The organism is Flavobacterium sp. 5, from assembly GCF_002813295.1.
Classification (GTDB): domain Bacteria; phylum Bacteroidota; class Bacteroidia; order Flavobacteriales; family Flavobacteriaceae; genus Flavobacterium.
This window is the reverse complement of sequence record NZ_PHUE01000001.1, coordinates 3,739,686-3,755,889: the sequence shown is the minus strand read 5'-3', so window position 1 is coordinate 3,755,889 and position 16,204 is coordinate 3,739,686. Positions and strand designations below refer to the sequence as shown.

The window sequence follows — 16,204 nt, the reverse complement described above, 5'->3', positions numbered from 1 at the left end:
ATTAGTGGACTTTTAAATATTAATTTTTCTACTTCTCGCAATAACAGACCATTGATTGTAAATTTCATGTGATATGTTAACAACCTTAACCGTGTCATAGAGAGCACAAGTAGGACAGATATGATACGGAATGGCATAAATAATATCACCAATTTTATATTCATTTCTACCTTTATTTTCTATAATTAAATGCTCTTCTGAGTGTGCTGTTGGAATTAAATTTTCATCATTCAAAATCACTAATCTTTTATCAATTGGGTTTTCTGAAGCAACGGATTTATAACCAATATCAATACAAAAAGTTGAACTTGTAGGTTTAGAAATTATGGTTCCAACAAGAACGGCTGCGGGTTTAAAGTTTTGTTCTGGTAAATTAACACTGTAATTTACATCCCAAAAAACAAAAGTTCCAGGACTGCATTCTACATTTTTTTGTTGAGAATAAAACGGAAAAGTATTTGATCCTCCAGCAACAATTTTTAATTCATAACCTACTATTCGCTGAATTCTCTCAATTTCTTCATTTATACTAAAAAACACATTCGAAGCCGCAGATGTACGTTGTTCTACATCCCCTTTTAAATGACCATCGTAAATATGAATTCCTGCAAAATGAATATTCTTTAATTCAATAATTTGGGCAATCAAATCACTCCAGTTTTTAGAAATCGAAATTCCAGTTCTGTTCATTCCTGTATTTAAATCCAGAAAAACAGAAAGTCTCAAATCATTTTTTTCAGCACTTTCATTTAATGCTTTTGCTGTTTCTAAATTATCTACTATGGTAGAAAAACTAGAATTAGGATATTTTTTAATTAAAGAAATCCATCGTTCTTTTCGTAATCCAACAGGTTGATATGCCAAAAGAATATCAGATATATCGTGAATCGCACAAAGTTCAGCCTCAGCAATTGTAGCACATTTGACTTTGTTGATTTTGTATGTTTTAAACAAATCTAAAATTTCGCCTATTTTATGTGTTTTAATATGCGGCCTTAATTTCTCAACATTACCATCTACGCTTTCAATAAGCTGTTTGATATTGTGCTGTAAACGATCTTCGTAAACTGCTAAAAAAGGAGTATCGATAAGTGTTTCGGAATTAATTTTCCACCAATTTTTTTCCATGATTTAGTTTCTTGTTTTTTCAATAACTTCAATTAAATTTTGAAAAGCTTCAACTGATTTTTCATACGTTAATTGAGCTAAAAGTTCTTTTGAAAACAAATTTGATCCAATTCCAACACAGACAACACCAACCTTAAACCAAGATTTCAAATTACTTTCTTCTAAGGTAACACCACCAGTTGGCATTAATTTTAAATTAGGAAAAGGAGCTTTTATAGCTTTTACATATCCTGGCCCGCCAATTTTATCGGCTGGAAATAATTTCACTATTTCTGCTCCTAATTTGTTAGCATGAAGTACCTCGTTTAAAGTGGCAGCACCGGGAATCCAATAAATATTATTTTTAAAGCAATAATTACCAATTTCTAAATCGGTGTGCGGGCAAATAATACAATCTGCTCCTAATTGATGGTAAATTTCAGCATCATTTACAGTTAAAATAGATCCGACGGCTATTTTTATATTTAAATTATTAGCATTTCTAAACGCAATCATTTGGCTAAAAACTTCCCTTGCATCGTTTGATCGAGCTGCAAATTCGATGACTTTAATACCAGTTGCTGCAGCTGATTTCAATATGATTTCGGCAGTTTGAATGTTGATTTGAGTTACTAACGGAAGTACGCCTTGTGTTTTTAAAATGCTGTACATAATTTGAGGATAATTTATCTATTAATTCTATTACTTGTGCCATTTTTGATAAAATGACTAATTTCGGTTAAATTGCTAATTGCAAAATCTCCTGGAATACTCTGTTTAATTACACCACATGCTGTTGCCCAGTCAATGCATTCTTGCCCGGATAATTCATTTGTGAGTCCATATAATAATCCTGCGGTGAAAGCATCTCCAGAACCAATTTGATCGGTCACTACATGTATTTTATGTTCTTTTGTTTCATAAAAACTGCCTTCGTGCAACAGTAGCCCTTTGTATAAATGTGCTGGACCATCTGATTTTCTAAAACTCATTGCAAGCGTTTTTAGAAAAGGCATTTTGGATTTTATTAATTCGTATGTCTTTTGAAAACGATCAGCATCAGATTCTTTTGTATCCGTTTTGATTCCAAAATAAATTTCTATTGCATCTAAATCAGCAATTGTAATCGTGCTATACTGAAGTAAATCAGGCATAATCTCAGACGGCTGTTTCCCGTATTGCCATAATTTAGATCTGAAATTAAAATCGGAAGAAATTGGCAATCCTTTTTTGTGCGCTGTTAAAATAGCTTCTTTACAAACTAAAGCTGCTTCATGAGAAACTCCAGGACTTATTCCTGACCAATGAAAATGAGTTGCATCATTTAAGATAGCATTCCAATCAATCTGTTTTTCTTTAATAGTTGCAAAAGAAGAATTACTTCGGTCATAAATGACTTGCGATTGTCTAATTTGATTTCCTGCTTCTACAAAATATAAACCTAAGCGCTCTCCACCATAAACACAATTAGATGTATTTACTTTATATTTTTGAAGTTCATTTAAGGCTAATTGAGCCAAATCATTTTGCGGTAAGCGTGTAACATAATCGGTTTGAATTCCTAATTGAGAAAGTAAAACACAAACATTTGCTTCGGCTCCGCCAACATGAACGCGCATTTCGTTGGCTTGTGTAAAACGATAGCCCTCGACGACATTCATTCGGAGTAACAATTCGCCAAAAGTTACAATTTTGGTTTGTGGTTTATTGGTTTTCATTCTTTAATTTATTTAATATAATTCGAAAATAGCTTCTACTTCTACCGGAATATTATCAGGTAAGGAGCCCATTCCTACGGCACTTCTTACTCCAATTCCGTTTTCTTGACCCCAAACTTCGGCAAACAATTCGCTACAGCCATTGATTACGTAAGGATGTCTTAAAAAATCTGAAGAGCAATTAACCATTCCTAAGACTTTTATAACTCTTTTTATTCTATTTAAGCTTCCAAAATTGGTTACAATTGTAGAAAGCATTGTTAATCCAACTTGTTGTGCAGCTACTTTTCCTTTTTCTATATCCATATCATCTCCAATTCGGCCGATGATTAAGGATTTGTCATCTCTAACAGGGCCATGTCCAGATAGGTATAAATACTTACCATCTACTAAATAAGGTTTATAAATACCAAGCGGTTCTGGTGCTGGCGGTAGAGATAATCCTAATGTTTCAAATTTTTCTTGAGGCAATAAATTCATGATATTAATGTATAATTGAGTTTAAAATAAAAACGAAAATGATTCCTAAAACAGATACTAAAGATTCCATGACTGTCCATGATTTAAAAGTATCTTTTAGGCTGATATTAAAATATTCTTTAAACATCCAAAAACTTGGGTCGTTTACATGTGAACACATCAAGCTTCCTGCCCCGACCGCTAAAACTAACAAATTAGGGTCGAGGTGGTTTGCTTGTAGTAAAGGCAGTAAAACACTGGCAGTCATTAAACCAGCAGCAGTAGCAGAACCAACACAAACCCTTATAATCGCGGCCATTATCCAAGCCAATAAATAGGGATGAATATTTGTCTGGGTCAAAGTAGATACGATTGTTTCGTTTACACCACTAACAATCATAACTTCTTTTAAGCTTCCTGCCCCACCAACAATTAAAACGATTAGAGCAACATCCTTAATTGCAATTGCATAATCATCCATCACAACTTTTAAACTTCGGTTCATTCTTATACCTAATGTGTACGTACAGATAAGCAGTGAAATAAGCATAATCATACTTGGTTCGCCAATCGTTTTGCAAATATTGATAACCGTTTCGTTTTTTGAAATTAATGGCAATAACGAAGTCAATGTTAAACCAAAAACAGGAAATAAAGCAGAGAATAAACTAATGGAAAAACTTGGAAGTTTACCTTCATTTGCAATTTCTTCTACATTTAAGATTTCATGATTTGACTCGGTTTTGATGTTTTTAAGCAAATTCGAAAATAATAAGCCAGCGATAAAAATTGTTGGAATAGCAATGACAATCCCATAAACTAAAACAAGTCCAATATCAGCATTTAAAATACTACTCAATGCCATTGGAGAAGGATGTGGTGGCAAAAAACCGTGCGCAACAGAAAGTGACGCAAGCATAGGAATTCCTAAATATACCTTTGACAATTTAAACTGATGGGCTACCGAAAAAATTAACGGAACTAACAAAACAAAACCAACACTATAAAATAAAGGAATCCCAACAATAAACCCAGTAATCATTAAGCCCAAGCGAACGTATTTTTTGCCCGTCCATCCCATAACAGTTTTTGCAATAACATTGGCAGCTCCAGACGAAACGGTTAGTTTTCCGATGCAAGTTCCGAAAACAATTATCAATGTAATTGAACCTAGCATATCCCCCAAACCTTTTTGCACCGTTTGCGACAAAGTGTTTATTGGCAGGCCTAAAAAAAGACCTGCTAATAAAGCTGTTATAATGAATGCAATAAAAGGATTGATTTTAAACCAAGCGATTTGCAGGATTAAAAAAACAATGCATGCAGTAAGAATTAAAATGCTCATTTATTTCTCGTATAATTATTTATCCCACCAAATTTTTGTTGTAAAAGCATCTTCTCCTTGGCGTTTGTTCGCTTCTGCTAAGTTAACAGAATTCACTGAATATTCGCTAGTTGGGTATTTTATACGTCTTGGAATTGTTCCGTTTGTAACATTTCCAGGGAAATTTACAGGTACTAAAACAGGGTATCCAGTTCTTCTCCAGTTTGCATAAACTTCTTGTTCATCAACAAATAAAGCAACCCAGATCTGAGTGTGAATCTGATTCATTTTTTCATCAAAAGATCCAGCAGTATTAAAAGGATTTACTGTTAAATATGGACTTGCATCTGTAATAGCGTAACCAACTCCATAAATTCCCATATTCAAGAATGAAGCTTTTACTCCTTTATCATATAAATCTTTATCAGTTTCATTTATATACCATCCTCTTGCAGCAGCTTCCGCTAAATATAGATTCGTTTCAGCATTACTTAAAACTATAAGAGGTGCATCGTATTTAAAAACAGTACTTTGGTTTGGCTCAGAAAATGTAGCTTGCTCAATTGGAGTTGGAGCTGTCTTCAGTCCGTTTGGAAAACCTTTTTGAACAGCAAGAGCTGTGTTTTGCACTGTTCCTTCCCAAACTCCAGCATAAACGCTGATTCTAGGATCTTCAGTTGTTTTTAACAGATCGATAAATGTATTAGATAATTTTCCACCTTCAACATTTTTTTGACCGTATGAACCTTGAGTAAAATCTTGTTTTCTTGAATCAAAACCAACTGGGTTTCTATTGAGATCATTTGGACCATCCGTATATTTCATAATTGCATTATCAGATCCGTTTAAGATTACCCCACCATTAATAGCTTTTGTAACCCAAATTTTGGCAAGAGCCGGATCAACTTTTGTTAATCTCAACCCAAGACGAAGCATTAGCGAATAAGAGAATTTTTTCCATTTGGCAACATCTCCGTTATATATAAAATCTGCATTACCATAACTTGGTTTAGAAATATCTAATGCAGTTGCCGCTTCATCAAGCTCCTTCAATAAATCTTTATAAATAGATTCCTGAGTGTCATATTTTGGCAGAAAAATTTGCGAGCTATTTGCTTTTGCAGCTTCAAAATATGGAACATCACCATACAAATCAGTAACCCTATGGTATAAATAAGCTTTCCAAATTCTTGCAATGTTCAATCTATTACTGTCGTTCGGATTGTTTTTTAAAGCATCAATTACAATTTCAACTTCATTTATACCAGTTGGATATGCTTGATTAAAATATGCTGAAAAATAGACTTCATTATTTAAGTATTTATCTCCAACACCAGACGCTTCTTTATAAGTAGCATAATGCTGTAACATGCCTCCGCATTGTAAGATATTAACAGAATAGTAATTATTGTTTAAACCGTCAAGCTGCGATTTACTAAAAACATAATTCGGAGTTGGTTTCTCAACAACATTTGGATTAGTGTTTATTTCTTCAAAATCATTGGTACAAGCTGTCATACTTCCTAAAAGTATACCTGTAATATATAAAATGGTTATCTTTTTCATGTCTTTGTAATTTAAAATTTAACGTTTAAACTTAAACCAAAACTTCTTGTTTTTGGCACTCCAAATTGTTCTACACCCTGAGCGTTTCCAGCACTAAATACAGATTCAGGATCTACGTTTGGTGTTTTCTTATAAAGAATGAATAAGTTTCTTGCTATAAAAGAAATAGAGGCTCCCTGAAGTTTAGATAAACCTTTTAGTTTTTCAATTGGCAATTGATAACCAAAAACCACTTGTCTTAATTTTACGAAACTTGCATCGTAAACAAATGTTGAAGAAATGCTTTTTAAACCATCATAATACGTTCTTAAGTTTTCCGGAGCAATTACCATGTCAACTGGATTTCCTTTAGTGTCTACACCTTTAATCGGCAGACCATTTTCACGCCCTTCCAAAGTAAGTTTTGTTAATCCCATACGAGTTCCATACAAATCAGTTCCTGAGTATAGGCTTCCTCCAAATTTACCATCAACCAAAAAGCTGAATGAAAATGATTTATATTTAAATTCATTGCTGATTCCAGCGGACCAAGGATGAACTCCCTGACCTAATTCCTCAAGCGGACCTCTAGCAATAGTCGCTGAACCACCGCTTACATTATAAACAGTATTGCCATTTGCATCTGTAAGAGGCTTATACCCTTTTATAGTACTATAAGGTCTGCCAACATCACTTGTAATAGTTACATATCCATTTACAGAAGTCGCCATCGTAATCGAACTAAGCTGATCTGTAAGAGCTTCAACTGTATTTTTATTGTATGCCCCATTAAAGCTAGCATCCCATGAAAAATTTCCTGAAGCAATAATTTTACCACTAACTAAAAGCTCAACTCCTTTATTTCTCATTTTTCCAAGATTCAATAAAGCGGTGTTAGCACCAGATGCATTTGAAATTGTAGTTTCAACAATATCATCTGTTGTTGCTCGGTTATACCATGCAAAGTCAATATTTAAACGATTGTTTAAAAAACCTAAGTCAGCTCCAATTTCAAATGTTGTAGAAGTCAATGGACTTAAAGTTGAATTTGGGACTCTCGTACTTGTTGGAGTTTGCAATTGCTGTCCATTATGCCCACCCTGAACCATAGAGTATGATTGGTTTAGTGCATACGGATCTGGAGTTGCTCCTCCAACCTGTGCCCAAGAAGTTCTTAGCTTTGTAAATGAAACCCATTCTGGCATTTTTACAATTTCAGAAAGTATAACACTTGTTCCTACAGATGGATAAAATACAGTATTATTTTCTGCAGAAAGAGTAGAAAACCAATCCTGACGTCCAGTAAAGTTTAAGAAAACTAAATTTTTATAATCTAAATCTACAGCTCCATAAACAGAGTTTGTTTTGGTTTTTCCGTAAGGATAAGTATAAGTCAGTGTCGATAAATTACTTAAAGCGTAGAAATCATCTAATACAAAATTAGATCCTTCAACTTTTGTTTCATCTCTTAAATTAGTTCGGGAATTAACTCCTACTAAAGCATTTAAAGAGAAATTATCGTAAATATTTTTCTTAGTATAATTAAGGATTGCTTCAGAGTTCAGATTTGATAATTTCATTCTTGAACCTTGTGCATATCCAACAGGATTGTTTAATGTTGTTTTTGGAATATACCCAAAAAACTCGTAATCAGTATAATCTTGACCAATTCGTCCTTGAAGGAATAATTCGGGTGTGAAATTTACTTTTACATTCAGCATTCCAATAAAACGGTTTTTAGTATCGCTGTTTTGAATTTTATTAACTGCAAAATAAGGATTGGTAGCAACCGCAACAGGATTCCAAGCCTCTTCAATACCATTTTCATCATATCCTGGAGAAAGGTTTCTAATATCAACTGTGTTGGCAATCATATAAGTTCCCCAGTTCGGATTTGCTTCAGCATCAGAAACTGTTGGTCTGTTATTTGATTTTTCTAAATTATATTGAACTACAGCATCAAATTTCAACCAATTTGTTAAGTTCACGTTACTCGCAATGTTAACACTTTTACGATTAAAATCTGAATTTGGCACAACCCCTTGATTATCCATGTTCAGAAACGAAAGGCGCCCTGTTGCCTTTTCATTTCCACCAGATAAAGCGATAGAGTTAATGAAAGTTGTTCCTGTTTTGTAAAAGTTTTTGATATTGTTTTTTTGAGCTACGTAAGGTCTCTCAACCCCGTCAAATTGTATAACATTAGACCCATCCATTTTTGCACCCCAAGACCAACGGCCATCAGCAATAGCTTCCTCCTTAGTTGTTGGTTTTTTTCCTCCGGCACCAGAACCATACTCATATTGCCAATCAGGTATAATAGATGGAGTTTCAAAAGTGAATGAAGTATTGTATTCTACACCAATTCCTTTTTGAGCAGACCCTCTTTTGGTCTGAATCAAAATAACACCATTTGCTGCATTTGCACCGTATAATGCTGCTGCAGTTCCCCCTTTTAAAACCGTAATGCTTTTAATATCATCTGGATTTATAACAGAAGTTCCGTCACCTCTATCAACATTTATTCTTGTAGAACCAGCGCCATTGCCAATACCTGGTAAATTAAGTTGAGTGTTATCTATAGGTAAATCATTTACAACATACATCGGCTGATTATTTCCGTTTAATGAACCATTTCCACGAATCACAACTCTGGTTGATCCGTTTGGCCCAGTTGCCGTACTGCTTACATTTACACCTGCAATTTTTCCAACTAAAGCATTTGCAATATTACTTTCCTTAGCCTTGGTAAATTCATTCCCTTTCAATTCAGTTACAGCATATGAAACGGCTTTGTTACTTTTTTTAACACCTAATGCAGTTACAACAACTTGTTCTAAAACATTTTCAGCTGGCTTAATTTTTATAATCAAATCTGTAGTTTGCTGTAAATTGAATTCTAATCTTGCGTAACCTATATAACTTATAATGATGTGTGTTTCATTTTCTGGAACATTTAATTTAAACCTTCCTGACTCATCTGTAATTGTTGCTATTTTATTATTGCTTTTTGCATAAATAGTTGCTCCAGCAATTGGCATTCCGTCATCCTGACCAATTACTTGGCCCGAAATTTCAACCTGAGCGCTTTTTTGATCAAAACGTTGCTTTTTTATTGCAGCCTCTGTTGCATTTCCTGAGAAGATAATCCCCCCAATAAATAGTAATGTAATTAACTTTGTTTTCATAATTTCTTGGTTTTCATATTTTTTGGTTTCTATTGGCGTTTCAAATATATAAATATATTTGAAACGTTTGCTTTTTTTTTGCATAAAATGCATATTTTTTGCAAATATTTGCGAAAAATAAGTTTTTAACTGTTAAAAAAAACATTGAAATAGAACGCAATAAAAAAAAATGCAAAATTTTTGCTATTAAGAAAAATGAATATTCAATTTATTTAATCCGATCTACAACTGTAAGATCCTTTCGTTTTATCATATCTAAGGTATGACTTTTAAACTATTTAATATTAGAACGCTATATACCAGTATTTTAGATAAGCGTTGTTTTTCCATACTATAATATTTTAAGCTGAGATTCACTTTGATTACTGATATAATTGAAGAGATAAAGGAAAATCTGCAACAAATATTAATTATACTGCAATACATTGGTGATTTAATTAATCAGACTCATTTTATTGAGGAGAATTTTAAAAACGAAAATTAGAAGTAGAATTAAGTTGACTATTGAATGAAAGTAGTATAAAAAAAATGTGACTCCTTAATAAAAACAAAAAAGGATTGTAATAAAAAAAATAACAACTCTAAAGAATTCATGAGCTATGTTTCTAACTTTGTAGCATAAAAAAAGAGCTCTACAAAAGTAGTAGTGGTCGGAAGAAATTCCGGCCACTTATGTTTTAAAGACTTTTGAAGGATCTCCACCTGCCAACGTTATCATTATTGCAGTAATAAGTTCTCTAAGTTCCAAAACAAATCTTCTTTTAGCGGTTTTATAACCAATATTATTTGCTTTTTTATATATAAGGATAAGCATTGCTACAATTAAAGTCATATAAACCATTACTTCTATTCCATTTTTGCTGAGTGAAACAAGATGACTAAAATTGAGTTCTTGTTTGATAAATCTAAAAAAAACTTCAATATCCCATCTTTTCCTGTAATAATCAGCAACTTCTTTAGCAGTAAGTTGAAAATCATTAGTAATAAACCAAAAAACTTTTTCGGGATTTTGTTTGTTTTTCACAACCACTAGCCTGAATTGATTATCGACTTTTTCTTGGCGATGATGTGTGTTCCCTCGCTTGTTTTTTATTGGAACACCTGTGTAAAGGTTGACAATACTGTCTTGAATTAAGATATTTTCTCCAATATCTAAATCCTGATTTTCCAGAATCAAAGACCGTATTTCTTGATGTTTTCGGTTTTCCTTAGACCTGATAACAAATTTGATATTCTTTTTATCAAAGTCTTTCATAGTTCGGGTGGATTGAATACCTCTGTCGATAATGTAAATATTGCTATGTTCAGTATCTTTTTTTACTTGATTTAAAATAGCTTCGGGAAGAGCATTATCTTCTGCTGAATATCTTTGAGCATTAAATATCTCAACACCAGAAGGAAGAATTCCGTCAAAGGAAACACTATATTTTATAAGTTTTTTACCGCTTTTTTGATCAATACCTTCTTTGAGTTTTCCAGCAGCTTCTGCAACAATGGTACTATCTACCCGAATTAAATTATACTTGCCTCTTTCTAACTGATTGTAACTCTCAGAAAAACGATCATACATACATTCAAAAATTTCTTTGAAATAACTCGCATCAATCTTCGAGAGTCTCTCTGAAATTGAACTTCTTCGGATAGTTTCTGATTCATCCAAGTTAAATATAGATTTAAAACCTGAATAGTTAAAGGTGTCTTCCAATGTTCGTTGGCTGAGCTTTTCGTTATCCATTATAGAATATAAAAGCAGATAAAATACTTTTTTGCCATGAAGAACTTTTGAATAATGATCTACTTTAGTACTGGTGGAAAGATGGGATAAGAGAGCCTCTGGAATGAAGCCTAATAACTCTTTAACGGATACTTTGTGGTCTTTAAAATTTGCCATAGATTACTGATTTACCAGTAATAAATATACGTAAAATCAATACTATAAACAAGAAAAATCTCGTTAAATAAATAATTAAAAACAAAAAAAGTCGGAAGATTTTCTTCCGACCATGACTACTACAAAAGAGCTCTTTTTTTATTTATTCTGTCTATTTTCGAATATTAATAATAAACGTAAAGCATGATTTTTGAATCAGAGTTATCAATTATTTTTTCAAGTCTTTTAAAAAACACTTCGTTAACCATTGGACAACCATGGCTGTTTACGATATAATGATCCTGTTCTTCATAAGGAACCGCTGAATACTCATGCAACACTATAGCTCTTTTTAAAGCATTGTTATTTGATTCATCCAGACCATTAAGTCTGAAAGCTTTACCAAAAATACCTTTATAAGATTTCTCAATACTATATCTTCCAAGTGAGGTGCAGTTAGAATTTGGTTCATTACTAAATTTCAATTCTCCACGTACAGTTGTTTCCGAACCGCTACCGTGTGCAACAAGTCCTTGATCTAATATTTTATTATTTTGAAGGTCATATACAAAAAAACGATTCTTTGCAGATTTAATTTTCATATCAATCAAAAATGCAATTTTGTTATTGTATTTATGATCAGCACTTATTAATGATTTGATTTCATTAACATGATCAGTTAATTTTAAATTATCGAGCTCATTTAATATTATCTTTTTATCAGATACATTATTAATAGTAAAAGAGCTAAGACAAACAAACAAAACCATCAAAACTGTTTTCATACGCAATATATTAGTTGATTTAAATAAAATAAAAATGTAATATTTAGTAAAACCTTGAAATCGTTTTTTGATGTTACAAAATTATATAGAAAACTTATATAATTCCCATGTTTGAGTGTTAAATATTTTATAAACATCTAAAAATATGATTAATACAAAAACTAATAAAAACTTTTCATCTCTTTTATCTGGTAGTTTCGGGCAATTCTCTAATCGCTATAACTACGCTTTTCAATTGATTTATGATACCAACTTACAGTTTCTTTAATCTATAAAAATTTAAGTTATTTCATAAAATTATTAAATTTAAAAAAAGGAAAAAAAGATTAAATATACTTCACCTGCATGTCAACAAAATCATATTAGCAAAGAGTAGAATACACCACAAACAACTAAATATCAATATTTTAAATAAATATCTTTACAAATGGGTGCTTTGTAGCGACTAAGTAAAATATTGATCCACAAATTTTTAATACTAATGGAGAAATATCTCCAAATACCTTTTGAAACTCAAGCAGAAAAAAACTCAAACAAACAGTTGCAAAAAAAGAATAATTAATTAAAGAAAAGGAAATACAAATAGCTGTTTATGAAAAAATGATGGTAAAGTAGTAGATTTGGAGATTTTAGAAAATTAATTATCCTTACAAAACTGTTTCAGAACTATTTCCTATATGCATAAAAAAAAAAAGCATCATTATACTCTTTATAATGGTGCTCTTTTATAAAATCCCCTAAGCATTTAGCTTATATGTTTCGCTCTTGTTATTAATTCATTCCAATGAATTTTTTAGTACTAATTGAATTAATCATGATAGAATTACTATTTATTTTTTTAAAATCTAGTGGTTGTGCCTCATTGGTCACATTACTTTCAATAACTAATTCCATCTCAGTAATTTCATCAGATAGTGTTCTTTCAATATAAAGCGGATAAGTTACATCTGAAACAGTGCTTTCTGTAATTAAATCTGATTGAGCAACTATTTCTCTCATTGATTCTTCATATTCCATAAATGCCACCTCATCCGAAACTGATACTGCATTCTCAACAATCTTATCACCTTCAACAATGATTTCTTTTATTGTTTTTGGAGTACTGGTAATTACTGTTTCTGGATTGAATACTTCAACATCATCTATTAAGGAAGGTTTTTCAAATTTTGCAGCTTCATTAGTTCGTGTTTCGGTAGTATCATCTGATAAAACTATATTTTGGAATAAATTGTTTGATAAGTTAACTGTATTTTTTGCATTACAAATATTTGAAAATGATACTAATGCAACTCCTAAGATTAAAACTGAATTTTTCATGATTACTATTTTTTTGATTTGATTGATTTGATTTGATTTGATTTGATTGATTGATTGATTGATTGATTGATTGATTTGATTTGATTGATTTTTTAAATGAGACACCATCATCAATGATGTCTCATTCAGATTTTATTCTATTTATTATTTTAAAACTTTGATGGCTTCATAAGCATTCGATAATTCAGCATATTTTAAAGCTGTAAATCCGTTTACATCTTTAGCTTTAGCATCAGCACCTTTAGATAACAAAAATTTAATAATTTCAACTTTGTTATAACGGGCTGCTACCATTAAAGGAGTCATTCCGTTTGATTTTTCACTTACATCTGTGCCATATTCTATGAATTTTTTGACACTGCTTAAATCTCCTTTCCAAATGGCGATGCTCAAGGGAGAAACTGTTTCAGAAGATGTAACTTCATATGAAGTCTTTGGAAATGAATACAGATTTGATGCTGATAAAACTGTTGTTGATGCGATTAGAGCAACTCCTAAATAAATGATTGAATTTTTCATGATAATTAATTTTTTGATTAATGATTGTTTTTTGATTGATTAAATAACTTGGATCATATAATAATATCCTATGCAAATATATATCTTTAAAAAGGTATTGTGTATCACATAGTACTTAAAATTAACTTTTAATTAACAAATTAAGCCATTTTATTGACTTTGTCGAAGAATAATAAATAAAAAGGTAATATCAACAGTTGAGAACCATTAAATATTTCTGTATAGAACATAAAAAAACTTCCCAATTTCTTGAGAAGTTTGTTAATGCTTACAATTTCAATAAGGGAATACTTTCTTAAAAGTGGTTATTTCTTCTTAGTTCTATTATTACAATTTAATTTTCAAGCCTCCGTTAAAGACAAACCCTTCTGTATGATTCCAAATATCATCAAACGTAGGATTATTGTATGGAGGGTTAACCACTCTCTTATATTTACTTTGACGTTCATCTGTAAAGTTTTCAAAATTTATAAAAATAGATACTTTACCGAAAGTCTTTTGGGCACTTGCTCCAAATTCCCAAAAAGAAGGAGTTTCCATTCCATTATATAAAAATTGCTTGTCAGTATAATAGCTTTCCAAACCAATTTTAAAGTCATCCTCTTTCTCGTAAACCAAAGTTAAATTGATCTTATTTTTAGGCACTAATGGTATGTATTGATTGGTTGCTAAATACGTATTCTTAGCATTTGCAAAAGTATAACCTCCAAAAAACTTAAAGTTTTCTCTAAATATCAATTTAATATTGGTTTCGAAACCGTTACTCGTAATAGGTTTAGAGGCATTTACAAAAAACGAATTATCAAAGCTATCCGTTTCTAGAACTAATGGCTTATTTATTTGAGTTACAAAAAACATCTGATTAATACTAAAAAGCAACTCGTGTGTTAGTTTTGTTTTGAAATTAAAATCAAGCGTTCCTCCTATACTCTTTTCAACTTCAACATCACTTAATGGCAAAACATTTTGATACTGAATAGTTTCTGTTTGTTCCGTAAAAGTTGTTGGAATTTTATATCCCAAACCACCACTTAAACGAGTAGAAAATTCATGATTAAATTTGTACAAGCCCGAAATTCTTGGTAAAATAAAAGTTTGATTTTTTTTATAATTGATATTGCTAAAACTAACGTTATCAAGACGGGCACCATATTCCAATTTTAATTTCTCAGTCATATCCCAAGTATCTTGAGCATAGACTCCTATTGTGATTGATTTTGCATTCAGACTATTATTTATCGATGCTCCTTGAGACTGCTTAAAGTTATCATACGCTAAATTTAAACCACTGATTATATTGTGCTCTTTATGATGAAAAACATAAGAAGCATCAGTAAAACTATTCGTATTAAGCCCCGAAAAACTATACGTTGGAATATTGATTTTTCTATCAAAGAAACTTAAACTTTGTTTCAATTTAAAGCTTTGGTTATTGCTGAATTTTTTATCAAACTCAAAAGTAGTTGCATTCCGAATGGTCTCATTTTTTTCAAAATAAACATTGTTTTCATTTGAGTTACCTGATATAACCTGCATATCTCCTCCTAAGTTATTGCCTTGTAAAAAACTATTACCCAACATAAACGTTGTTGATTCATTTGGATAATAAAAAAGTTGTGGGTTTACTGTAAAACTATGGGATTTTGGAAGTTCCGAAAAATTATCTTTATCCACATCATAAGCTAATTGATTATTATACAATGCTAATAATGTATATCCAAATTTCCCTTTTTTCTGAGAAGCGTAACCTCCAATATTAGTCTGCCCTACATTGGATTGATTTATTATAAAGTTATACTCTCCTTCCTCATTTGGTGTTTTAGAAATAAAGTTTACTACTCCTGCAATGGCACCACCACCATATAAAGTAGATGAAGGTCCTTTGATAATTTCAACTTGTTTAAGATCTAAAGGTGGGATTTCCAAAATGCTTAAACCACTTGCAAAGTTCCCGAAATTAGGATAGTTATCTTTTAACAGTTGAGTATATCTTCCATCCAAGCCCTGAAGCCTTACACTAGCATTGCCATTTGTAGCCGAGGTTTGCTGTACTTGGATACCTGTACTTTCGTGTAAAACCATACTGACATTGGCAGGTCTCATATTGCTTTTTTCGTCTAATTCTTCAGCATCAATAGCTTCAATTCGGGTTGGTGTATTAGAAATTGTCCGACTTGTTCTTGTAGATTGTACTACTATTTCGTCTAGCTCTTCAGACTTTTTATTTAGGGTATCATTAACAGGCTCTTGAGCAAAAAGTATAGCGAAATTGCATACTAATGCCAATAATAAAAATATATTTTTCATTGTAATTTGATTTGTTAAATACTATAATATCCTCACTGATACTTCAGAGAAGGATTTAAAAAACT

At 31.6% G+C, this 16,204-nt stretch carries 12 protein-coding genes; all 12 read right to left on the bottom strand.

Annotation, left to right across the window (positions count from 1 at the left end):
* Positions 1–12 precede the first annotated feature (12 nt).
* The gene (locus CLU82_RS15680) at positions 13–1,128 is read right to left on the bottom strand and encodes a D-TA family PLP-dependent enzyme (protein WP_100843972.1); all 1,116 of its coding nucleotides are present in this window, start codon (positions 1,126–1,128) and stop codon (positions 13–15) included.
* Positions 1,129–1,131: 3 nt separating this feature from the next.
* The gene (locus CLU82_RS15675; protein WP_100843971.1) at positions 1,132–1,779 is read right to left on the bottom strand and encodes a bifunctional 4-hydroxy-2-oxoglutarate aldolase/2-dehydro-3-deoxy-phosphogluconate aldolase; all 648 of its coding nucleotides are present in this window, start codon (positions 1,777–1,779) and stop codon (positions 1,132–1,134) included.
* Between the two features lie 14 nt (positions 1,780–1,793).
* Positions 1,794–2,825 (bottom strand): sugar kinase, encoded by a 1,032-nt coding sequence (locus CLU82_RS15670; RefSeq protein ID WP_100843970.1) that lies wholly within the window; start codon positions 2,823–2,825, stop codon positions 1,794–1,796.
* Between the two features lie 12 nt (positions 2,826–2,837).
* Positions 2,838–3,305: a RidA family protein gene (locus tag CLU82_RS15665; RefSeq protein WP_100843969.1), complete on the bottom strand. Its 468-nt coding sequence runs from the start codon at positions 3,303–3,305 to the stop codon at positions 2,838–2,840.
* Between the two features lie 4 nt (positions 3,306–3,309).
* Positions 3,310–4,629 (bottom strand): GntP family permease, encoded by a 1,320-nt coding sequence (locus CLU82_RS15660; RefSeq protein WP_100843968.1) that lies wholly within the window; start codon positions 4,627–4,629, stop codon positions 3,310–3,312.
* Positions 4,630–4,644: 15 nt separating this feature from the next.
* Positions 4,645–6,174: a SusD/RagB family nutrient-binding outer membrane lipoprotein gene (locus CLU82_RS15655; RefSeq protein WP_100843967.1), complete on the bottom strand. Its 1,530-nt coding sequence runs from the start codon at positions 6,172–6,174 to the stop codon at positions 4,645–4,647.
* An 11-nt stretch (positions 6,175–6,185) separates the two neighbouring features.
* Positions 6,186–9,341: a SusC/RagA family TonB-linked outer membrane protein gene (locus tag CLU82_RS15650; protein WP_100845053.1), complete on the bottom strand. Its 3,156-nt coding sequence runs from the start codon at positions 9,339–9,341 to the stop codon at positions 6,186–6,188.
* A gap of 670 nt (positions 9,342–10,011) precedes the next feature.
* On the bottom strand, positions 10,012–11,232 hold the full coding sequence (locus tag CLU82_RS15645) for an IS4 family transposase (protein ID WP_100841957.1): 1,221 nt from the start codon (positions 11,230–11,232) through the stop codon (positions 10,012–10,014).
* A 164-nt stretch (positions 11,233–11,396) separates the two neighbouring features.
* Positions 11,397–11,996, bottom strand: coding sequence for a murein L,D-transpeptidase catalytic domain-containing protein (locus tag CLU82_RS15640; RefSeq protein WP_100843966.1), 600 nt, complete (start codon positions 11,994–11,996; stop codon positions 11,397–11,399).
* A 771-nt stretch (positions 11,997–12,767) separates the two neighbouring features.
* Positions 12,768–13,313: a hypothetical protein gene (locus CLU82_RS15635; protein WP_157813372.1), complete on the bottom strand. Its 546-nt coding sequence runs from the start codon at positions 13,311–13,313 to the stop codon at positions 12,768–12,770.
* 144 nt (positions 13,314–13,457) lie between these two features.
* Entirely contained in the window at positions 13,458–13,832 is a 375-nt protein-coding gene (locus CLU82_RS15630; protein WP_100843964.1) for an ankyrin repeat domain-containing protein, read from the bottom strand.
* A 327-nt stretch (positions 13,833–14,159) separates the two neighbouring features.
* Entirely contained in the window at positions 14,160–16,139 is a 1,980-nt protein-coding gene (locus CLU82_RS15625) for a TonB-dependent siderophore receptor (protein WP_100843963.1), read from the bottom strand.
* Positions 16,140–16,204: the final 65 nt, after the last annotated feature.